The organism is Sphingobacterium anhuiense, assembly GCF_042686355.1.
Classification (GTDB): domain Bacteria; phylum Bacteroidota; class Bacteroidia; order Sphingobacteriales; family Sphingobacteriaceae; genus Sphingobacterium; species Sphingobacterium anhuiense.
On sequence record NZ_JBHUPE010000004.1, the window covers coordinates 1437078 to 1459018 of the forward strand.

General features: G+C 41.3%; 16 protein-coding genes. 2 read left to right on the forward strand and 14 right to left on the reverse strand.

The window, feature by feature from the left end; genetic code table 11:
- Positions 1 to 20 precede the first annotated feature (20 nt).
- From ACFS6I_RS11770 to ACFS6I_RS11795, 6 genes are all read right to left on the reverse strand, one after another.
- Positions 21 to 992, reverse strand: a complete 972-nt coding sequence (locus ACFS6I_RS11770) for a glycoside hydrolase family 43 protein (RefSeq protein ID WP_380920726.1) — start codon at positions 990 to 992, stop codon at positions 21 to 23.
- Positions 993 to 1004: 12 nt separating this feature from the next.
- Positions 1005 to 2159 (reverse strand): endo-1,4-beta-xylanase, encoded by a 1155-nt coding sequence (locus tag ACFS6I_RS11775; RefSeq protein WP_380920728.1) that lies wholly within the window; start codon positions 2157 to 2159, stop codon positions 1005 to 1007.
- A 10-nt stretch (positions 2160 to 2169) separates the two neighbouring features.
- Positions 2170 to 3582 (reverse strand): MFS transporter, encoded by a 1413-nt coding sequence (locus ACFS6I_RS11780; RefSeq protein ID WP_380920730.1) that lies wholly within the window; start codon positions 3580 to 3582, stop codon positions 2170 to 2172.
- Between the two features lie 416 nt (positions 3583 to 3998).
- Positions 3999 to 5582 (reverse strand): glycoside hydrolase family 43 protein, encoded by a 1584-nt coding sequence (locus ACFS6I_RS11785; RefSeq protein ID WP_380920732.1) that lies wholly within the window; start codon positions 5580 to 5582, stop codon positions 3999 to 4001.
- Between the two features lie 34 nt (positions 5583 to 5616).
- Entirely contained in the window at positions 5617 to 7704 is a 2088-nt protein-coding gene (locus ACFS6I_RS11790) for a hypothetical protein (RefSeq protein WP_380920734.1), read from the reverse strand.
- A 67-nt stretch (positions 7705 to 7771) separates the two neighbouring features.
- Entirely contained in the window at positions 7772 to 9625 is a 1854-nt protein-coding gene (locus ACFS6I_RS11795) for a sialate O-acetylesterase (protein ID WP_380920736.1), read from the reverse strand.
- A gap of 61 nt (positions 9626 to 9686) precedes the next feature.
- On the opposite strand from ACFS6I_RS11795, the gene ACFS6I_RS11800 reads away from it, so the two are divergent.
- Positions 9687 to 9842 carry a hypothetical protein gene (locus ACFS6I_RS11800; protein WP_380920738.1) on the forward strand — a complete coding sequence of 52 codons (156 nt, stop codon included), beginning with the start codon at positions 9687 to 9689 and terminating at the stop codon, positions 9840 to 9842.
- A gap of 29 nt (positions 9843 to 9871) precedes the next feature.
- Here the strand turns inward: ACFS6I_RS11800 and xylA are convergent, their stop codons facing one another.
- The 8 genes from xylA to ACFS6I_RS11840 all read right to left on the reverse strand — a co-directional run bounded on the left by xylA (position 9872) and on the right by ACFS6I_RS11840 (position 20298).
- Positions 9872 to 11200, reverse strand: coding sequence for a xylose isomerase (gene xylA / locus ACFS6I_RS11805; protein WP_380920740.1), 1329 nt, complete (start codon positions 11198 to 11200; stop codon positions 9872 to 9874).
- Positions 11201 to 11206: 6 nt separating this feature from the next.
- Entirely contained in the window at positions 11207 to 12688 is a 1482-nt protein-coding gene (locus ACFS6I_RS11810; RefSeq protein ID WP_380920742.1) for a xylulokinase, read from the reverse strand.
- A gap of 74 nt (positions 12689 to 12762) precedes the next feature.
- The gene (locus tag ACFS6I_RS11815; protein WP_380920744.1) at positions 12763 to 15228 is read right to left on the reverse strand and encodes a glycoside hydrolase family 95 protein; all 2466 of its coding nucleotides are present in this window, start codon (positions 15226 to 15228) and stop codon (positions 12763 to 12765) included.
- A gap of 108 nt (positions 15229 to 15336) precedes the next feature.
- Positions 15337 to 16179: an alpha/beta hydrolase gene (locus ACFS6I_RS11820; protein ID WP_380920746.1), complete on the reverse strand. Its 843-nt coding sequence runs from the start codon at positions 16177 to 16179 to the stop codon at positions 15337 to 15339.
- A gap of 137 nt (positions 16180 to 16316) precedes the next feature.
- Positions 16317 to 17294: a transketolase family protein gene (locus ACFS6I_RS11825; protein ID WP_380920748.1), complete on the reverse strand. Its 978-nt coding sequence runs from the start codon at positions 17292 to 17294 to the stop codon at positions 16317 to 16319.
- A gap of 8 nt (positions 17295 to 17302) precedes the next feature.
- The gene (locus tag ACFS6I_RS11830; RefSeq protein ID WP_380920750.1) at positions 17303 to 18160 is read right to left on the reverse strand and encodes a transketolase; all 858 of its coding nucleotides are present in this window, start codon (positions 18158 to 18160) and stop codon (positions 17303 to 17305) included.
- Between the two features lie 5 nt (positions 18161 to 18165).
- Entirely contained in the window at positions 18166 to 18831 is a 666-nt protein-coding gene (gene fsa / locus ACFS6I_RS11835) for a fructose-6-phosphate aldolase (RefSeq protein WP_380920752.1), read from the reverse strand.
- Positions 18832 to 19332: 501 nt separating this feature from the next.
- Positions 19333 to 20298, reverse strand: coding sequence for a hypothetical protein (locus ACFS6I_RS11840; RefSeq protein WP_380920754.1), 966 nt, complete (start codon positions 20296 to 20298; stop codon positions 19333 to 19335).
- A 585-nt stretch (positions 20299 to 20883) separates the two neighbouring features.
- Between ACFS6I_RS11840 and ACFS6I_RS11845 the strand changes: the two genes are divergently transcribed.
- Positions 20884 to 21894, forward strand: a complete 1011-nt coding sequence (locus tag ACFS6I_RS11845; RefSeq protein WP_380920756.1) for an aldo/keto reductase — start codon at positions 20884 to 20886, stop codon at positions 21892 to 21894.
- Positions 21895 to 21941: the final 47 nt, after the last annotated feature.

Below are 21941 nucleotides of genomic sequence, written 5' to 3' on the forward strand. Positions count from 1 at the left end.
GCTGCAAAAGATCCTCAATTTCAGCATTCTTGACCATTTAGGGTTTTGATGAGTCCATGATCATCATATTCAAGCTCAACTACTTTCATACTCCGCAACCAAGTTTTCCCACCAGAGGGCACACAGTCATGATAAAACAAATACCATTTCCCTTTAAATTGCAGTATACTGTGATGAGTGGTCCAACCAACCACCGGAGTCAGAATCACACCTTGATAGGTAAATGGACCATATGGATTATCCCCGATTGCATAACACAATAAATGCGTATCGCCTGTAGAATACGAGAAATAATACTTGTCGCCATATTTATGCATCCAGGAAGCTTCAAAAAAACGGCGTTCTAGATCTCCCTGTTTAAGAGGGTTACCTTCTTGATCCAAAATAACAAGATCTTTTGGTTCTTCATCAAATTGCAGCATATCCTCCGTTAGTTTTACAACTTTTGGACATAGCGCTACATCGTGCCAGTGCGGTAGATCCATGGGATAAGTCATTTTGTTATTTCTGTAATATTGAAGCTGGCCGCCCCATATACCCCCGAAATACAGATAATGGCTACCATCATCATCTTGAAAAGCACAGGGATCTATACTATAACTTCCTTTGATCGGATTCTCCTCCGGAATAAAAGGACCATATGGCGTATCACTTACCGCTACTCCAAGCCTAAAGACATCGGTCTTATCCTTCAAGGAGAAATAAAGATAATATTTACCATTTTTTGTCGCCACATCCGAATCCCAGAGCTGTCTTCCACCCCATGGGATATCTGCGACTTCCAATACTTTACCATGATCGACCGCCTCAGCATCCATATCATCCATAGAAAAAACATGGTAATCTTTCATATCAAAATGATCGCCATGATCATTTTCCAAAATTCCGCTTTCCCAGTCATGCGAGGGATAAATGTAAATTTTATCCTCAAAAACATGAGCTGACGGATCAGCCATAAAATCATCTGATACTAAATATCGTGCTTTACTCATAAAATTATAGGGTTATTTTTGTTCTGCCAATTGCACTAAATCTTTAAGAAAAGCTTTAGGTTTATATTCCCGGTCAAATAACAAAGGATAGTCTGTCCGTCCGGGAACCGGCCATCCATTTTTCCACGAATCACCATCACCTACCCCCCACACCGTCACGCGCGTTATTTTATCGTCATGTTTTAGATATAATTTAAAAAAATCCTTGTACCGGTTAGCTAAAGCTTTCGCTATAGCATCCGGCAAACCTTCTTGATATGGATTTAATTCATTTTTATACTGGTACGTTTCACTGATTTCTGCTCCCATATTGGGATTTACATGAGGCAATACAGAAATATCCATTTCCGTCACCATCACTTTTGTCCCTAAACTAGCAAAACCGACAATTGTCTTTTCCACTTCACTTAAGGCAGGATTATCCAAGCCATTGTGCTCCTGCATACCAATAGCATCAACCCGGGCACCCGAATCAAGAACCTCTTTGACCAGTTTCATAATTCCATTTCTTTTGGCAGGAATAGCTGTCGAGTAATCATTGTAATAGAATTCGGCATTGGGATCTGCCTCTTGCGCAAATTGAAAAGCAAGCTTAATAAAATCTTTACCGATGATATCGTAAAACTTACTTTTCCGCAGTTCACCATTATCCAGCACAGCCTCATTGACCACATCCCAGCCGTGAATACGTCCTTTATAGCGTCCAACCACGGTATGGATATGCTTGCGCATCCTCTCAATCAAAACTTCGCGCGAGACATCTTTCCCTTTTTGATCGACAAAGAACCAAGCTGGCGTCTGCGAATGCCACATTAAGGTATGCCCGATGATGTGCATGCCATGCTGCTCTCCCAATGCGACAAAACGATCTGCATCTTTAAAATTAAACTCCCCTTCCCGGGGTTGCAGATACATACTTTTCATACAGTTTTCCGCCACGATGGAATTAAATTGATCTTTAACAACCGAAATAGCGGCGGCATTGCGTTCCCATATTTGATCCAGATTCAAGGCTGTACCGATATAAAATTTATCCTTGAAAGCATGCTTTAATATCACCTGGTTTTCAGAAGGACGATCACCCGTTACCTGTTGTGATTTAGTCGAGGTGCATGCCAAACCCAGTGTAGCGATGCCAGTCAAAAAAACGATCTTTGCTTTATTCATTTTTAACAATTTAATTCTTGTGTCTTGATTCTATTTCATGATTTATTTTATCGATCACCGCATCGTCCAATTCATATTTTGAAATAATAAACATGGCCACCAGCAATAAAATAGCAGGTATAACAACCACTAACCAAAGGATACCCTGCTCGGAAAAAGCCGATTGCGTAATGGTATTGTCTTTATCAAAACCGACGTATGCAAGCACGAGACCTGGTACGACGCCCCCCAGAGCCATACCCGCTTTATAAAAAATACCGGTCAAAGCATTCACGATCCCGGAGATCCGTTTTCCTGTAGCATGCTCGCCATAGGAAATCACTTCGGGAACCAATGCCCACATATATCCTGTAGCCACGATGATCCCTGTGGATTTAATAAATTGTGCCACTAACACCAACCAAACCTGACTCCTTAAAGCGGGTATAACAGAAATAATATAGAGCATGATCATTCCTAATATGGCGATCGTTAAGAACACATAAAACAGTTGCTTTTTGCCTATTGCACGCTTTATTGCAGGTACCAGTGGCATAAAAATAAAGGCCGGAAGAGATCCTAATGCCATAAAATAAGGAAGCATTTCTGGCGCCTGAACATTATAGATCATATAATATGAGCCCGCAGCATTTCCGATCGCCATCATGGCAAATGCAGTAATAAAGAAGAAAGCCAATATGCGCAAAGGTCCATTATGTTTAAATGCAGTCCACAGATCGGAAACTTTTACATTTTCTGTTTGTTTCACATCCATAACAACACGTTCCTTGGTTTGCGTATAACAGAAAACCAATAACAATAACCCGGCGATAGCATAGAGCGTCATCGTAATAAACCAGGCTTGCGCAGATTCGGGAGAATTGATCTTTCCATTTGGCGAAAGATATTGAACCAGTATAGGCACCCCATATCCTACTGCCAGGCCACCCATATTCGCCATAAACATACGGGTCGACGTCAGTTTTGTAACTTCATCTGTATCCCGCGTCAGCGATGCATTCAGTGCGCCATACGGTACATTGATCAGGGTATAGATCATTGATAATCCAACATAAGTCATATAGGCATAGAGCAATGATCCTGAAAATCCATTCCAGAAACAGAGTATAGCAAATCCAGTTAATGGGATACCGCCTAGAATTAAATAAGACCGGTATTTCCCCATTTTAGGATTCTTTTTATCAACAAATGCGCCCACAATTGGATCCCATATCACGTCAATAACACGAACCACCAGAAACATAATTCCCGCTGCTGTTGCAGATATCCCAAATACATTCGTGTAAAAAATAAGCAGATACATGGATACCGTTTGGTAAATCAGGTTTTGCGCCAGATCACCTGATCCAAATCCTATTCGTTGCAACGACGAAAGTTTATAGAAACCTTTCTGTTCGCCTATTGTTTGCGTTTCAGTTTTCATTTTTGTCTTGTAAATAATTGGTTTTTATGCATCATGCAGCTGCTGAAGCATACCTGATATTTTTTAGGTCCATCAATAATGTTTAAGATTATCGATGTGTTCAGTATCACAAGTTCATGATGACAATTGTAAAATTACAAGTACGACGATTTAGCACATGATACATATGTGTTATTAATAGATAAAAATGTTTAAATGATGGCCGATAATGGCCGAAAAGAAAGTTTTTTTGTAAAAACAGCTCCGGTTTACAAAAGATTTTAATGCTGTAGTTTCCATCGATTCATCTTGAACAGATGTCCACTAAAAAATCAAGCCCCTACGTCTTATAACGTAGGGGCTTGATGAATCGCTTATTTTATATAAGCAAGGACATACAGCTATTAAATCCGTAAAGTCCTAAGACCGTTAAAAAATCAGGGCCGGATGTGGAAATAATCAAAATCCACAAATCCACCCACATTTTTAGTCGCATAATTAAATAATCCAAAACGATAGCCCATAAAATGCGGTATCGTATAAGTCATTTTAAATTCCGTTCCTATGGGTTCCCATTTTTCACCATTCAGGCTATAGAAAAAAGTGGCAATATCTCTTTTATTGGTAAAATCACATTTCACTTTTAAATAAACTTTCTGTTGCTGCAGCGGGATACGTGCTCGCTCTTGTTCTATTCCTCCCTTCGCATTGCTGTTCACTAAAAAATGCTGACCACCTTCCATGCGCACCCCCAGCAAAGCATAGTTTTGCTGCAGTAAAGATAAACCTGCAAAATCGCCGTCCTTCATAGCTGAAATATCGATTGCAGTCTCACCCTCACAAGTTGGACCAAAGGTGCGCTGTGTCAAGGTGTTTCTTGCCTGCAAAAAATGCTGATCTACACGCCCAGTCTTTAACCTCAGATTTCCTTTATTTTCGTGCACAGACCATAATGCTCCAACAGGATTATGGTTCCATTGCCATACCATCGGCAAATCCGGCTCTCCCGCTTTACGGTCAAAATCATCAGAATTGACCAGATGAGGGATCAATCCTGTGCTAACCGGCAGATCCAGTACTTCGGGTACTTTACCATCCACCCCCAGTACCGGCCAGCCCGCTTTCCACGTAACAGGAACAAGATATGGGATCCGTCCGACAGCACCATAATCCTGAAAAAGATAAGCATACCACTCACCGTTCGGTTTATCAATCAATCCCCCCTGCGCTACACCTTGATCCTGCAAAACCACCCGCCCCTCATATGGTCCATCTATTTTATCTGCACGGTGCACAATCACAGACCGCATCCCACCGGGAGGCCAGGAAATGTTAAACAGATAATATTTTCCATTTATTTTAAAAAACTGTGATCCCTCGGCCGGAAGGCCACCCTGCACACCCGCAGGTGTTGTCGGTAAGGTTGCGTTTTCAATTAAGACACGTTGCGTCTCCGGTTTTATTCCAGATAGATCGGGCAGCAGTTCAACCATATTGATCTTACCGCCACCCCAGATCATATAGATTTTATCCCCTTCAAAAAATAGGCTATGATCATGCAAAGCAGGCGCAAACTCCTTTCGATCCCAGGGCCCATGCTCGATATCCTGAGTTGAATAAATATAAGTCTTACCGGTTGTCTGGGCAAATGTGCTGACATAATAGGTTCCCTGATGATAGCGCAAACTACTTGCCCATGATCCCCGTCCATAAGTATTTTTATCCTGATCCAGATTCAGTTCATCCATAGCAGCAAGAGTATGATGTCCATAACCCATCATTTCCCAATTAACCAGGTCTTTGGATTTCATGAGCGGCAAGCCCGGATTCATATGCATAGTGGTACTGCTCATATAGTAGGTATCGCCTACACGGATCATCGACAGATCCGGAACATCAGCAAAGATGATCGGATTTTTTGCTTTCTGATCCTTTTGCTGTCCATAAATTGGATTTATAAATAAAAACAAAAGTAAAAACCAATACGATGATCTGCGTATACCTGTTACATGAATTTTCATAATACTTATCTATTTTTTAGGTTTATCCAGAGACTTAATCAGCAGTAAATATAACATTATAAATTTTGGACACACCGTTGTAGTTAAATGTTACCCGACAAGTTCCCGAAGATGATGTTGCTTGATTAATGGTGATTTTAACAGCCGGATTATCCGAAGATGCCGTCACGACCGGCGCCGCTGCTTGTTGCGATGAAATTTTACTTTTAATCTCATACTGACCATAGTCAACAATGCCATTTGCATTGGTAGAACGGACAGGTATAGCCGGTATATCCAGCGACTTACCGTTGACAGCGATACGCACTTGAGGCACGATGGGACGATCAATTTTATGTTTCTTTGAACTAAATCCCAGACCGATGAAGTCAAACAGAATTTCATGATCTCCCCCTTCCGCAACCAGGTATACCGCATGCTTTTTATCCAGATGATCAACATATTTGGAAACATCAATTTTAAATGCTGCCGTTTCACCTGCAGCATTCTCCGGAACGACAATTTCCCCAATTTTCTGTCCCTTCCAAGCGGCATTATCATAAGGACCATCCAGCCAAACATTTACTTTAAAGGACTTTTTAGATTTCGGAGTTATAAACAGGTTAAACATCGTACTGTTTCCTTTTTTTGTTCCTTCAAAAGCTTTCAATCCAAATTGATCTTGCTTCAGACCCCCAAAACCAAAATATTTAAACCCGACAATACTTCCATTTCTCAGATTTGTAACCGGCATATGATTATCCCATATATCCCAAGAATCTTGCATGGTACTGATATCCGACAGATAGGCCGTATATCCCGCTGAATAATATTGATAAGGATCGAGTCCAAAAATGTGAAAGCCCTCAGAAGTCACTTCTGCACCCTTATATTCTTTACCCTGACTATCCTTAACCGTCACCATTTTATTTGCGGCATATGGATCATAAGCCCTGATTCGTACCGACCCACCTTGTGCGACTGGTTTTTCATCCCACTCGATGATAACCGGAGCGACTACTGCCTGACGTGCAAATCCAAATCCTCTTGGCGGTCTATGGTAAAAAACATACCATTGCCCATTAATTTCCTCGATACTGCCATGCGTATTATGCCCGGCATTACTCGTTTCTATCGCTGTACCATCCTGATTAAGGACCGGTCCACGCGAATCGACCAGCACACCCCCGCTCTTCCAGGGTCCCAAAGGTGAATCACCAATCAGATAGCGCAATGTCGAGTTCGAACTTCCGACACCGTATTCAGGACCCGAATAACCACTGTATACTGACACGTACTTATTGCCAACTTTCCGGATCGAAGAAGCTTCAAAGAAATTAAAAGATCCCAAATCCTCTCCCGGTACAACATGCGCATATTCCGTACCCTTCTGATCACGTAACACGCCATAGCTTGCGCTTGCGGGAATAAAACGATCCATGATCTTTGTTCCCGGTCTCACCGTGTACATCGTATTTTGATCTAATTGAGCCGCCAAAGAGCGTTGAAAACCCCAGTAGGCATAAGCTCTAAACCCGATTTCAAAATCAGGATCATTCCGATCTGTTATTTGTTCGACAAATATAGCCGGATCAAATCCAATCACACTTCCAGGCAACGTACGTGTACCATCTTCCGTCAAATTGATCGGTTTAAAAGGTCCATCAGGACGATCTCCTTTCACCACCATAGCCTCGCGGTGTTCTCCCCGACTGTGCGGATAGAGATAATATTCTTTGCGGCCATCCTTTCTTTTTACTTCAACCAAGTCCGGCGCATACATGACATCCCATTGCCCACCAGTTTCGTAAGTTAAAATAGGTCCATCATCTCTCCAGCTGGACAGATCATCTACAGGTGCAGACCACATCCGAATATCAGGTCCACAATAACTGTCAAATCGTAGATCATGCGACCCGATGATATAAGCACGGTATTTTCCTGGATGATCAGGATCCTCAAAGACGCGAGGTTCACCATCCGGCAAATGCTCCCAAAGTGGCAAATAGGGATTACCCGCACCTTTGTGGACAAACTTTTGTGTCTGATTACTTTTTATCGCATTATGCTGTGCCATCACATCGGTTGCCGATAGGACAAACAGACCTGCACAGAACAGTAAGACTGACTTTTTCTTAAACATAAATTTAGTTTTATTCATAATTTTTTCTGCTATATTATTGATTAACCCCCGCGCTTGCATCGCCCCGCTACCAATTGTCTGTACGAAATGGTGAGGCAAGTAATCCTGCTTTGTTTTGAAGATTTGCTTCTTCCGGATTGTCACCCCAGGCATAACGAACGGCTACAGGATTTGGAACGTCATTACTGCTCACAATGACCGTATTATCGTGAATAACTGCATCTGCCCACACGTAGGCCTTATCTTGGCCAGCTATGGCGAAATGTTTTAAACGATGTTCGCGGCTCTTTAAACCGCCTGCACTAGGATGGAAAAACAAAACAATCTTGTTTCCATCGATCTTCATATTTTTATAAAGCGGACCTTCACTAACCAACTGTTCTCCATAGACCAATCGACGAGCTTGCAAAAACAAACGGTAGGCAAGATCTTTTTTATTTAATGGGTGAATATCATTCCATTCGCCCAGATCATAAGTTACTGTCAAAGCCGTTTTAGGTACTTCCAATACGGTTTGCAATTGTGCTTCCCGAACCCGGGCCCAGCCACTTTCAACTGGTGGTTTGACAGATTTCGGAGCATAATTAGGGAGCTGTACAAGTAAAAAAGGAAGTTCAACTTTTTGAAATGTTGTTCGCCAATTTGATACCAGTGCTTTTAAATACTTCCCATAATTTGCATCTCCAGCATTACTTTCCCCCTGATACCAGATCACCCCTTTCACCTCATAATCGCGCAATGGATAGATCATACCATTGTACAGCCTCGAGCCCATGGATACCAGATTTGGAAGTTGCTTTTTTGCCTGCTCCAAGAACTTTAAATCCTGTCCTACTTTATATTTCCATTCCCCCGTAAGGTCTACGTTTATTTCATCATTGCTCATTCGGTATGGTTTATCAGAAATAAAGCCACCATCATGGCTATCAGCCGTTAAACGGATAGTGATATTATTTTTTCCCGATTTCAGTATTCCTGCAGGAATATCATATTTGCGTGGCGGATAGAAATAAGAAGTAGCGCCCACAAATATGCCGTTCACAAAGACAGAATCACGATCGACCAGTGTCCCTAAGTAAAGCCTAGCATGCTTGCCCCCCATATTAGGTGGTAAATCAAAATCTTTACGGTACCAGACCGTACCTTTAACATCCAGACCTGTTTCATTCCAGCGGTTTGGTACCGTTACTGTCTTCCATTCACGATCGTCCCAATCTGCATGGTACCATTTATTGACCCCCTGATCTACCGCCGCATTTTCTAGGACAGCTAATGCGTCTTTATTGACGGTCAAAGCTGGAAATTCTTTTAAATGCGCCTGGTTTACCCAACTTTGAATATTGCTACCGCCCTTACTAACGACCAGCATACCTACGGGAACCCCCGTGTGGCGGTAAGCTTCCTCTGCATAGAAATAAGCTAAAGCGGTCCAGTTAATCACGTCAGAAGCTGTTGCTGAATACCATTGAGCACCAGAAGCGATCTCCTCTTTTTCATCAACGGCTTCCTGTGTTGGTACTTTGTAATAGCGTATCATGTGATTGTTGGACACATTGATCTCCGGATATCGCTCCACTAAGCGTAATATAGGGGTCTCCATATTAGACTGTCCTGAGGCCAACCAGACATCACCGATTAAAATATCCCGAATAACAAGTTCATTGATTTCCATGATAAATGGTCCTCCAGCTTGCTGTGGTGCTAAACTCACAGACCATTTGCCAGCAGTATCAGGTTGTGTATGGTAAACTTTTCCCTGAAAGCGAATCGTCACCTTTTCACCGCGGTCTGCCCAGCCCCATAATTTCAGATCCACTTCGCGTTGCAGTACCATACGATCGCTGATTAAAGCCGGAAGCCTGATCTTGGCAACAACATGCTGGTAAATAAAAAAGCTGAACAGAATGGCAATAATTCTCATAGAACAATTATATATTTTCCTTGTATAAAAAAATCTCGATTTTAAATTTCTTCCCCTCCACATGCTTGTTAGCCGATCGGATCTAGGTATTACTGCTAAGATTGCGATGATTGCGCATCGCTCTGCATCTTATGACAGGAATAACTGGTCAATTGGTTATGGACTTGATAAAAGTAAAATAAGTTATGAAAAGAGCAGAAGCCCTTCCCATAACTAAAACGAAAAAAAAACAATTACTAAAACGGGTTAAATAAAACGGTTAATTAAATTCTCTAAATATTCCTGCTTACCACTAATAAGTTTAGGTTCACCATTTTCAGCAGCAAAGTTCCGGAGATCTTCTAAAGTCAATTTTCCTTGCTCAAAATCAGCACCGGCACCAGTATCAAAGCTCGCATAGCGCTCTGAACGTATTTTTTTATAATCAGATTTCTGAAGAATATTGTCTGCAATGACCAAAGCTCGAGCAAAATTGTCCATTCCACCGACATGCGCATAAAACAGATCGGCAGGATCGGTTGAATTTCTGCGGATCTTAGCATCAAAATTCACACCGCCACCTTTTAAGCCACCAGCCTCTAAAATAATTAACAAAGACTCGGTCAGTTCATTCAGATCGTTTGGAAATTGATCGGTATCCCAGCCATTTTGATAATCACCGCGGTTAGCATCGATAGACCCTAAAAGTCCCGCATCTGCAGCAACTTGCAATTCATGCTGAAAAGTATGCCCAGCCAGAGTAGCATGGTTCACCTCTAGGTTTAACTGAAAATCATCCAATAGATCATACTTTCTCAGAAAGCCAATAACCGTTGCCGCATCAAAATCATACTGATGCTTAGAAGGCTCGCAGGGTTTAGGTTCAATAAAGAACGAACCCTTAAAACCATTTTTACGGGCATAATCTTTAGCCAGATGTAAAAAATGGGCCAGATGATCCTGCTCTCTTTTCATATCTGTATTTAAGAGCGACATATATCCTTCCCGTCCTCCCCAGAACACATAATTTTCACCTCCAAGGGCAATCGTGGCATCAATAGCGGCTTTTACCTGTGCACCGCCATGCGCCAGTACATGAAAATCAGGATTGGTTGAAGCACCGTTCATATAACGGTGATGGCTAAACAGGTTAGCAGTTCCCCAGAGCAATTTGATACCGCTCTGTCTTTGCTTTTCCTTGGCATAATCCACGATACGCTCCATGTTTTGTTCATTTTCAACCACATTATCGGTATAATCAACCAGATCGACATCGTGAAAACAATAGTAGGGCAATTGCATTTTAGTCATAAATTCAAATGCGGCATCCATTTTATCTTTTGCACGGTCTATAATGGCAGGTTTGGCATCCCACGGGAAAAACTGAGTCGGTCCACCAAACGGATCCGATCCATTACCATTAAACGAATGCCAGTAAGCGCACGCAAACCTTAAATGCTCGGCCATCGTTTTCCCTGCTACCACACGGTCCGCATCATACCATCTAAATGCGAGCGGATTATCCGAATCTACCCCTTCATATTTTATCTGTCCAATGTTTTTGAAATACTCCTGATTTCCTAATAATACTTCCATTTTTTATTAATTTAACAATTTCCGATTTAAACTATCTTTCCATTTCTCATACAGCTCATCATATAGAGCGGTATGTGAAGGTTCAATGATCGCATGTTTCTCCAATCCGGCAAAAGCTTCTTTCCGGGACGCAAATATCTCCGCTCCAAGTCCAGCTCCCAGCGCTGCCCCTACACTTCCATCATTATCATAAAGCTCAACTTCAACCTGTGTCACCCCAGCAAAAGACTGCTGAAATACGGGGCTTAAAAATAAATTGGCATGTCCGGCACGGATTACTTTTGGTTCTATTCCATTCTGCCTCAAAATATCCAGACCGTAGCGAAAAGAGAAAGCGATTCCTTCTTGAGCGGCACGCCACAGGTGCGCTTCGTCGTGACGTACAAAATCAATATTTTCAATATGGGCATGCACCATCCTATTTTTTAACATTCTTTCGGCCCCATTGCCAAAAGGCAATACCGTGATACCATCAGAACCGATCGCGATATTAGACGCCAATTGATTGATCTGTACATAGTCATTTCCCAATGCTGTTATTTTTTTCATCCAGCTATTTTGGATACCAGTACCATTTATACAGAGCAGAACCCCCAAACTTGTCTGCGAAGAATTATGGTTGACATGCGCAAATGTGTTGACGCGAGACTCCTGATCATAGACCAGTTGATCCGTAACCGCATATATAACACCCGATGTACCGGCAGTCGCAGCCACCTCTCCGGGATCAAATACGTTCAATGAAAGTGCATTATTAGGCTGATCACCGGCTTTATAACTCACGAAAGCATCTCGGGAAAGGTTCAATTCATCCGCTACTTCGGGTTTGATCAGTCCATAGTTTGAGAAAACAGGTAAAATATCCGGAACTAAACCCTGATCAATACCGTAATAATCAAGTAAAGTCTCCGAGATCCTATTGTTCTTAAAATCCCATAAGATTCCTTCCGATATAGAACTGATATTGGAATTAATTTCACCTGTTAAACACATGCTCAAATAATCACCCGGTAGCATGAATTTATATATCCGCGCATACAGTTCGGGTTCATTGTGCTTCACCCAGGCTAACTTTGAAGCAGTGAAATTTCCTGGAGAATTGAGATGTGAGGCCAAAAAACCAGTAGAAGACAGATCTGAGATTGCCTGATCGCCTATTGCAACCGCTCGACTATCGCACCAGATAATGGCATTACGCAGCGGATGTTGATCCCTGTCTACGATCACGAGGCCATGCATCTGATAAGCAATTCCAATAGCAGTAATATGCTTCGGATTATAAAGTCCTGTAATGTTCAATTTTTTAATCGCCAATTTTGTGTACTCCCACCACAGATTGGGATCTTGCTCCGCCCAGCCCTGCTGTTCAGAAATAATAGCCGCTTCGTTATCGGGGTACTGTGTAGACACGATTCTCCTATTGGTCTGTGCATCGATAACAGAAACTTTAATAGAGGAAGTCCCTAAATCTATTCCTAGTAATAACATATCCTAATTTTTTCTAATAATTTTTCGGTCTATTTAGCAATACTTTAAGTCATTATTATCTGTTCCCATGCCTTTTAAAACAATTGTGGGTCAAGAACAAAATCATACTTTTCGCCTCTTTGCGTAGCCATATCGTACTCAAAGATTGGTCTCAAATACTTCCCTTTCAAAGTCGCCTGTGATGACACAAGCGCTTCTTTTCCAGCTATAGGGTTTAACAGACTATTTTCGTTTTCACCAGCTGCTCTCTTCAACCCCTTACCTTTAAGTGGCCAGTAGGATCGTAAACGTAGGTTTCCGCCAATTTTTGAGGTAACAGCAATGTTCCGAATCTGACCGTCTTTCCAGTTCATATCTACAGTAAATCCACCTCTAGCGACAATACCCGAGACAGCGCCATCGCGCCATAACTCGGACAACGCGGGTAGCACATGCACCGCTCCGTCATGGCTCTGTAGCAGCATTTCAGCAACTCCTGCACTCAAACCAAAATTTCCATCAATCTGAAAAGGTGGATGGGCTGTAAACATATTGGGATAAGTCCGTCCATCCGGATTTTTATGATTCGCTAAAGTCAACATATTGTCAATGATCTGATACGCTTTATTCCCATCGAGCAAACGTGCCCATAGATTGATTTTCCAGCCGATGGACCAACCGGTCGCAAAATCACCTCGATACTGCAATGAATTAGCAGCAGCCTCAAATAATTGGGGCGTCCGATAGGCCGATATCTGGTTTCCCGGATACAGGCCATACAAGTGCGATACATGCCGATGGTCACTTTTAGGATCATCAAGATCTTCCAGCCACTCTTGCAATTGCGCATATCGGCCTACCTGCATAGGCGGGAGCTTTCGAGCGGCTTTTATTAATTTCGCTTGATAAGCGGCATCTTGATCGACAATCTCGCTCGCTAATGCCGTACGTGTAAGGATATCGAAAGCCAGTTGATTGTCCATGGTAACCCCCGCAGAGATCGGCCCGTGCTCGGGAGATATGGAGGGTGCAATGACCAGCCAGTCTTTATGCTTAGGATGTGCAATCAATATAGAAAGAATAAAATCGGCCGCTCCTTTCATGACAGGATACACTTCAGTAAGAAACTTCTGATCACCGGTGTATAAATAGTGCTCCCATAAATGCTGCGTTAGCCATGTCCCGCCTGTCGGCCACATACCTGCTGCCGCAAAATCGATGGGACTGGTCACCCGCCAGAGATCTGTGTTATGGTGCGTAACCCAGCCATCAGCACCATAGAGTACCCGTGCAGTTTCTCGACCACTCTCGCTCAGATCTTTAATCAGCTGAAAAAGGGGCTCATGCGTTTCTGAAAGATTAGTAACCTCCGCTGGCCAGTAGTTCATTTCGGTGTTAATATTGACCGTATATTTGCTATCCCATGGCGGGTTCATCGATCTATTCCAGATCCCCTGCAAATTGGCAGGCTGTCCACCAGGCTGAGAAGAGCAGATCAATAAATACCGTCCAAACTGCACCAATAACGCCACCAAAGCTGGATCTTGTGTCGTTTTGAAATTTTCAATCCGTTTAGTAGTCGTCAGATTTTCTTGTTCAGCTGTTTGACCCAGATCTAATTTGAAACGTGCGAATTGCTTGCTGTACATCGCGATATGCTGCTTCAATGCCGTTTGAAAAGCTTTCTTTTGAGCCAGTGCTAATGTACTGGCTGCTTTAACACCTGCATTCTGATCAACGGTTTTGTAATTCACAAAATTTGTAGCAACAGCCATATAGATCACGACCGATGTCGCGCCCGATACGGTCAGTTTGTTATCCGTGAGCGTGACACGGCCGTCCTTATTTTTAACAGCAGTATGCTTTTGATACCTGATTTTTCCCTCAATACCCTCATGCGATGTCCCGCTGCCTTCTAAAATTAGGCTTTGACCAGATTTATAAACCTTGCACTCGGAGGGATTTGCATATTCGAGATCAAAATTTAAAGCACCCTTTTTACTAGCGGTTATTTCCATTACAATCACATCATCAGCAAAAGAAGAAAACACTTGACGCGTATAGGTGACACCTTCTACCGTATAGCGCGACCGCACGACAGCTTTTTCGAGATCCAGTTCACGATAATAATGCTGATAATGTTTATGATCAGGAAAATTTAATATAACACTGCCCGCCGTCTGATAGGGCATGCCATGGGTTTTGGTGAAAAATGATTGATTTGTTAAGCGATCGGCGTCCTCTGTTTTACCAGCGAAGATCAATTGCTGAATTTGAGGAAGTGCGTTTAACGCATTCGGATTATCATTGCGATAAGGTCCCCCGGCATAAATTGTTTCTTCGTTAAGCTGTAATTCTTCACGTTCCGGAATACCATAGACCATCGCTCCCAAACGCCCATTCCCGATCGGTAATGCCTGTTCCCAGATCTGATCAACGACAGGCTGATCATACCATAATTTTAGAGAGCTTTTATGCTGTCCATATGCGGCATAGCCGAATATCGACAGCTTTACTATCCCTATGATCGTAAATAATTTAGCAACCATCAATCTCATCATGCTATTTTGTTTCCTCTACTATTATTTTATACATTGATTAGCCTGTATTGGTCAACTTATAATCCTGTTTCAGGAACCAAATAGCCTATATCCATATTCAAAATGTGATCATTTACCCTGACTACGCTCCTTAAACAACAATTGCGAAATCTGATACAGATCATTCTTCCAAACCTTAAAATCATGTCCTCCCGGCTCGATATAGAAGACATGCGGTACCTCATGCTTTTTCAAATAATCATGTGTTCTGTTCGTAATAGTGATTAAACCATCTTGATCGCCGCAAGAAAGCCAAAGTAACTTGAGTTTGTCTTTTACTTCTTGCGGATGTGGGATCAGTTGCTCAGGCATTAGGGTATTGGGTGCGGAAGAAAATCCACCGACCCAGGCAAATGTATCCAAGTTGCCAAGACCAAAATTTAGAGCTTGACCTCCCCCCATGGATAATCCAAATAAGGCACGGTTCAAAGGGTTAGCATGCACAGGATAAGTTTTTTCAATATATGGAATAAGATCATCAATAAGATCTCTTTGAAACGTCGCAAAAGCCTCAACTTTAGCCGCATCCATGATATTACCTATAGCACGGTCATCTTTCATCGCACGGCCATTGGGCAATACCACAATCATCGGTTCCACCTTACCTTGTGCATACAGATTATCCAGAATAACATGAGGAGTACCATTGTTTAACCACTCAAACTGATCGCCACCGATCCCATGTAAAAGATAAAGTACGGGGTACGATTTCTTTGCCGAGAAACCAGGAGGTAAATACACTAAAGCCGTCCTTTCTGTACCAACAGTTGATGAAGGATAAGTAATCGTATCTATTTTACCATGTACAATATCCGGTTGATATAAAGCAAACCCCTCAGGAGCTGTAACGGTTTGAGCTTTTAATACCGTAATGGATAGGACTACACATAACAGCGTCCAGATATTTTTCATAATCATTTGGTTTATAATTTAATATTAACACTTAGGTAAATTGATCATTTATCAATTTAGGTTTCAATAAGCATGAGTGAGCCGACCTTTTCCTTACCTATTTTTTTGAATTCATGGAATTCAGAAGATTAAAGGGTTTATAACACTTGTGCAGATTGGTCTACTTTTCTGCAAATCACTTTCTCTACTGCAGATACGATGTTCGCCGCATTTAAACCATATTTTTCCATAAGTTGTGCAGGTGTCCCCGATTGACCGAAAAGATCATCAACAGCAATATATTCTTGCGGAACTGGCATATTCTTGACGAGCAGCTGTGCAACACTATCTCCTAAACCACCTACGCGGTTATGCTCTTCCGCCGTCACCACGCAGCCTGTTTTTCGAACTGAATTCAATATCGCATTATCATCCAACGGCTTAATGGTATGTATGTTAATAATCTCTGCATCTATACCCAATTGCGCTAAAAGCTCACCAGCTTGAATAGCTTCCCAGACCAGGTGCCCTGTCGCAATGATGGTGACATCATTCCCTTCGTTCAGCATAACCGCTTTTCCGATTTCAAACTCCTGGTCTTCTGGAGTAAATACGGGTACAACGGGTCTTCCAAAACGGAGATAAACAGGACCAAAATACTTTGCGGCAGCAATCGTTGCAGCTTTGGTCTGGTTATAATCGCAAGGGTTGATCACCGTCATTCCTGGTAACATCTTCATCAAACCGATATCCTCCAAAATCTGATGCGTCGCACCATCTTCTCCCAGTGTCAATCCTGCATGCGATGCTGCGATCTTTACATTCTTATTAGAATAAGCGATCGATTGGCGTATCTGATCATACACCCTCCCGGTTGCGAAGTTGGCAAAAGTACCCGTAAACGGAATCTTATTCCCGATGGTCAGACCGGCCGCTATTCCCATCATATTGGCTTCCGCAATACCGATCTGGAAGAATCTTTCCGGAAATTCTTTTATGAAATCGTTCATCTTTAGTGACCCGATCAAATCAGCACAAAGTGCCACGACATGTTCATCTTGACGGCCAGCTTCCAACAGTCCCGCTCCGAAACCTGAGCGGGTATCCCTAGATTCGCTATATGTATATTTTTTCATTTTTTTGCTTAATAATCTCCTAATGTTTGTGGATTCTGTGCTAAAGCATCAGCCAATTGATCGTTATTTGGAGCAACTCCATGCCATTTATGTGATCCCATCATAAAACTGACACCATTTCCCATTTCAGAATGCAGTAAAATAACCGTAGGAAGACCTTGATGAGCCTGCTGTTGCGCTTGAGTAAGACCATCCAATATAGCAGCGATATCATTTCCCTGATGTATTTCCAATACCTGCCAACCAAAAGCTAACCACTTGGCACGCAAATCACCCAAAGACAAAACATCATTCGTCGTCCCATCGATCTGTGCACCATTATAATCAACAATAGCAATCAGGTTATCCACTTTATTATGTGGCGCATACATCGCAGCCTCCCATACTTGACCTTCCTGCAGTTCACCATCCCCCATAAGCACATAGATCAGCCCCTCGTCATGATTGAGTTTTTTAGCTTGTGCAGCCCCGATTGCCACAGATAGTCCCTGTCCTAAAGAGCCTGATGCAATACGCACACCTGGCAAACCTTCATGTGTCGTGGGGTGACCTTGTAGACGGCTACCAAGCTTACGAAAGGTAGCTAGTTCAGCCACCTCAAAATAACCAGCTCTCGCCAGTACACTATAGAAGACAGGAGAAATATGGCCATTAGAAAGAAAAAACAGATCTTCTCCGCTTCCATCCATATCAAATCCCTCTTTCCTATTCATGACTTCAAAATATAAAGCAACCAACAGTTCTGTAGCCCCTAAAGATCCTCCGGGATGACCCGATTGGCAGGCATGGACCATGCGAACGATATCTCTTCGCACTTGCGAAACAATAGCCTGTAGCTCAGAAATACTCTTTTTACTGATTTCCATCGCGATTAATTGTTTTGAGCAGCTACCCGTTTATGATCCGCTAAAAATTGCGCTAGGCCACTGTCTGTTAAGGGATGTTTTAAAAGAGAAAGAATGGCAGACAATGGCGATGTGATAACATCAGCACCTATTTTGGCGCAACCCAATATATGTGTACTGTTACGTACAGATGCCGCTAATATCTGTGTAGGAAAGAGATAATGATCATATATTTCCCGTATTTCTTTGATAAGCCCCAGTCCATCAACAGAAATATCATCCAGACGGCCTATAAATGGAGAAACATAAGTAGCACCAGCCTTTGCAGCCAATAATGCCTGTCCTGCAGAAAAAACTAATGTACAATTGGTCTTTATGCCTTTGTTACTAAAATATTTGATGGCTCTAATTCCCGCCTTAGTCATGGGTACTTTGACCACTATTTTACGGTCTAGGTTTGCCAGTTGCTCTCCTTCCAGGATCATTCCTTCATAATCGGTTGCAATAACCTCAGCGCTCACATCGCCATCGACAATAGCACAGATCGCTAGGTAATGTTTCTGAACAAGATCATCACCGCTTATCCCTTCTTTTGCCATTAAGGTAGGATTGGTCGTCACACCGTCCAAAACCCCGAAGTCCTGGGCTTCCTGAATATCGTTCAGATTGGCTGTATCAATAAAAAATTTCATTTATTAAATTTAAGTTTAGTAGTTTATGGTTTGGTCTGCAAATGAGCCTTTCAGAATCTCTAATTGCAAAACAAAACTATACTATTAGCCTCTTAAAAAATGAAACAGATCTTAAAAAGAAGGGTAAAAATGTTCAAAGCATAGCACTAAAGTAGATCTGTAGGCTGTTTAATCGTCTTTTCCGTAGAAAAATAGTTAAATGCACAAAGGATAAGTAAAAAATTATAAACCAAAAAAGGAGACCCTATAAAGAATCTCCTTTTAAATCACTTTTTCCTCCATCTCGCCAACAGCAGGCTGGTCACTCCCTTGTCCCGTTACTCCGTCAATATGTTACGTCTTAACTATGTCACTTTTTCAATATGTCACTACATTACAGCCGAAAACATATTATTATGGTACACTGCCACCCCTGCGCAAATACTTATTATAAAAGAGAATTGATATCAACAAAAAAAGGTGTCCAAAGGCACCTTTTTTTAATATTAACTCAGTAAAACTTTATTTCAATTTTTCGACTTGCTCCGGAGTCAGAGATAAAATATCACAAATCATCGCTATATCAAAACCACTATTCAACATTTTAGTAGCTGATTCGAACTTTTCCATTTCAGCTTTCTCCCTTTCAGCCTCAGCAAGAGCTTCCAATTTCTTGATGCGTACCGCCGCTAATCCACGTTCTTGCTCCTGTCCTTCTCGCTTAGCCTTATCCAATAAATATTCACGTGTACCCATTGTTGTGCTCCTTCCTAATTTTGTATCGATTTCTTGTTCAAATTTAATAAAAATTTCTTTATCTTCAAAACTAACATAATAAGCCAGGAAATCATAAATACCCTGACGTGTAGTCTTTTCCATATCCCTTTTCATCATTTGATCGTAAAGATCATGTTTAATATCTTTAAGTTCTTCGTCGGTCACATTATTATTAATTATAGCCAAAAATGCCGTTAATACCACAACAGCAAATGGATTCGGATTAGACCGTAAATCTTCCTCATTTTGACTTAGAATCTTATAGTAATTGAATTCATACCGTAAAGTCGTTCCTAAAAAACTTTGTTCATACAACTTTGGCTTATAATGTATATTCTCATCAGTCAATATCGCTATGGCACAAACTGGCACCTGATATCGATCAGTGATTTTATAATAATATTCAAACATCCGTTTTTCCAAATCATTATTACCCTTATTGGACTGCACTTCAATATGACAAAAGATAAATTGCTCACCTCCACCTTTCATATAGACTTTTACTAACTTATCGACAAATCTTTTACCTTTATTACTCTTTTCTGGCGGAAATAAGGTCTCAAACTCTTTGTCGAGATATTCAAAAGGTTTATTCAAGTCAAATAACAATTCAGCTTCGGGAAACATAAATCGGAGGAAATCTGCAAAAGTCTGCTCCAATATCGATTTCCACAAGGGATCATCAACACGTCTTAATTTTTGCCTCATCATAATTCATGGTTAATTGATTAACAACAGCTAATATAATGATAAATTACTAATAATACTAAATATAATAGTTTTTGATCCTAATTAATTTAGCAACCGATAACTAACCACTTCACTCTGTCACTTCTTAACAAATACTTATTCTAAAAAATATAACTTACAACATAATATCCAATACATTGAAAATACTAAAGTCTGTCTCGGTTCGGGAGACACGGTCACTTCTTGAGAAAATTCAAATCCATTCCGTTTTGAAAAAGGATCAATATGTAAATTTGGTTTTTCTTGTTTTTTTCAAACTACAATGTTGCATCGATTCCATTATAGAAGAACTCGAGTTCACTTCATTTTAGTATTAAAAGAGCAACAACTAAGCTAATTTCAACATTGTTGTTATATACAAAAACTACAGCAGCAACAACACCCACCAATGACATTACGATTTCCGGTAAAAATCAAGCCTTCCGCAGTATCATGAGAATAGATGAACGGCTAGGGGCAAACTTTTTGGATACAACCTTCCGTGATTTGAACACTTTTGATCAGGTTTCTCATCATAATTTTGATTTAAATTAAAAATAATAGACTATGAGCAACATGAAAGAAGTAAAATTGGGCAGTCAAGGACTTACCATACCACCGATCGGTCTTGGCTGTATGGGCATGACAACAGGTTTCGGAGGAGATATCTACGGAAAAGCAGATGAAAAAGAAGCGATTGCAACCATTCATCGTTCAATGGAGCTGGGTGGCAATTTTTTAGATACAGCAGATATATATGGTCCTTTTCTCAACGAACAGTTAATAGCAAAAGCGATCAAAGGTAATAGAGAAAAATACATCATAGCTTCAAAATTCGGATTCGAAATTGACGACAACGAACAAGCAACTGGCGCATTCAATGGCAGTAAAAATTACATAAAAAAAGCCGTAGAACGTTCCCTGAAAAATCTGGGTACCGATTATATTGATATGTACTACCAGCATCGATTGGATACCAGTACACCAATTGAAGAGACCGTAGCAGCGATGGGCGAATTGGTAAAAGAAGGAAAAATAAAATATATCGGTCTTTCGGAAGTAAATTCTGAAACCATCAAAAGAGCACATCAGATTCACCCACTTACAGCAGTACAGTCCGAATACTCCTTGTTTGAAAGACAAATTGAAGAACTGGGCATTCTGGATACATTGAAAGAATTAGGCATCAGCTTAATTGCCTACTCACCAGTAGGACGTGGATTTTTAAACGGAACAATACAAAAGCCAGAAGATTTTAACGAAAATGATTTCCGAAGATTTATACCAAAATATCAAGGTGAGCAGTTTTTCAAAAATGTGGAGTTGGTAAATGAAATTAAGAAAGTGGCGGTCGAAAAAAATATCACATCTGCACAGTTGGCTATTGCTTGGGTTATTGCTAAAGGTCACACGCCGATTCCAGGGACAAAACGCGTAAAATATGTAGAAGAGAATATAGCTGCAGCGCGCATTTCTTTGACGCAAGACGATCTGAACCGTTTGGAAAGTATTATTCCTTTGGGTACAGAAACAGGTGCTAGGTACGATGCTGAAAGTATGAAAGGCGTTAATTTGTAACAGGCTAAACAGTGGATAAATTAACGTTTATCCACTGTTTTTTTTAT

Bases quoted from the DNA above. Each gene is read 5' to 3' on its own strand.
- ACFS6I_RS11820 (WP_380920746.1), bottom strand. From the start codon at position 16,179: ATGAAAAATATCTGGACGCTGTTATGTGTAGTCCTATCCATTACGGTA.
- fsa (WP_380920752.1), bottom strand. From the start codon at position 18,831: ATGAAATTTTTTATTGATACAGCCAATCTGAACGATATTCAGGAAGCC.
- ACFS6I_RS11845 (WP_380920756.1), top strand. From the start codon at position 20,884: ATGAGCAACATGAAAGAAGTAAAATTGGGCAGTCAAGGACTTACCATA.
- ACFS6I_RS11770 (WP_380920726.1), bottom strand. From the start codon at position 992: ATGAGTAAAGCACGATATTTAGTATCAGATGATTTTATGGCTGATCCG.
- ACFS6I_RS11840 (WP_380920754.1), bottom strand. From the start codon at position 20,298: ATGATGAGGCAAAAATTAAGACGTGTTGATGATCCCTTGTGGAAATCG.
- ACFS6I_RS11775 (WP_380920728.1), bottom strand. From the start codon at position 2,159: ATGAATAAAGCAAAGATCGTTTTTTTGACTGGCATCGCTACACTGGGT.
- ACFS6I_RS11785 (WP_380920732.1), bottom strand. From the start codon at position 5,582: ATGAAAATTCATGTAACAGGTATACGCAGATCATCGTATTGGTTTTTA.
- ACFS6I_RS11790 (WP_380920734.1), bottom strand. From the start codon at position 7,704: ATGTTTAAGAAAAAGTCAGTCTTACTGTTCTGTGCAGGTCTGTTTGTC.
- ACFS6I_RS11810 (WP_380920742.1), bottom strand. From the start codon at position 12,688: ATGTTATTACTAGGAATAGATTTAGGGACTTCCTCTATTAAAGTTTCT.
- ACFS6I_RS11800 (WP_380920738.1), top strand. From the start codon at position 9,687: ATGCTTGTTAGCCGATCGGATCTAGGTATTACTGCTAAGATTGCGATG.
- xylA (WP_380920740.1), bottom strand. From the start codon at position 11,200: ATGGAAGTATTATTAGGAAATCAGGAGTATTTCAAAAACATTGGACAG.
- ACFS6I_RS11825 (WP_380920748.1), bottom strand. From the start codon at position 17,294: ATGAAAAAATATACATATAGCGAATCTAGGGATACCCGCTCAGGTTTC.
- ACFS6I_RS11830 (WP_380920750.1), bottom strand. From the start codon at position 18,160: ATGGAAATCAGTAAAAAGAGTATTTCTGAGCTACAGGCTATTGTTTCG.
- ACFS6I_RS11815 (WP_380920744.1), bottom strand. From the start codon at position 15,228: ATGATGAGATTGATGGTTGCTAAATTATTTACGATCATAGGGATAGTA.
- ACFS6I_RS11780 (WP_380920730.1), bottom strand. From the start codon at position 3,582: ATGAAAACTGAAACGCAAACAATAGGCGAACAGAAAGGTTTCTATAAA.
- ACFS6I_RS11795 (WP_380920736.1), bottom strand. From the start codon at position 9,625: ATGAGAATTATTGCCATTCTGTTCAGCTTTTTTATTTACCAGCATGTT.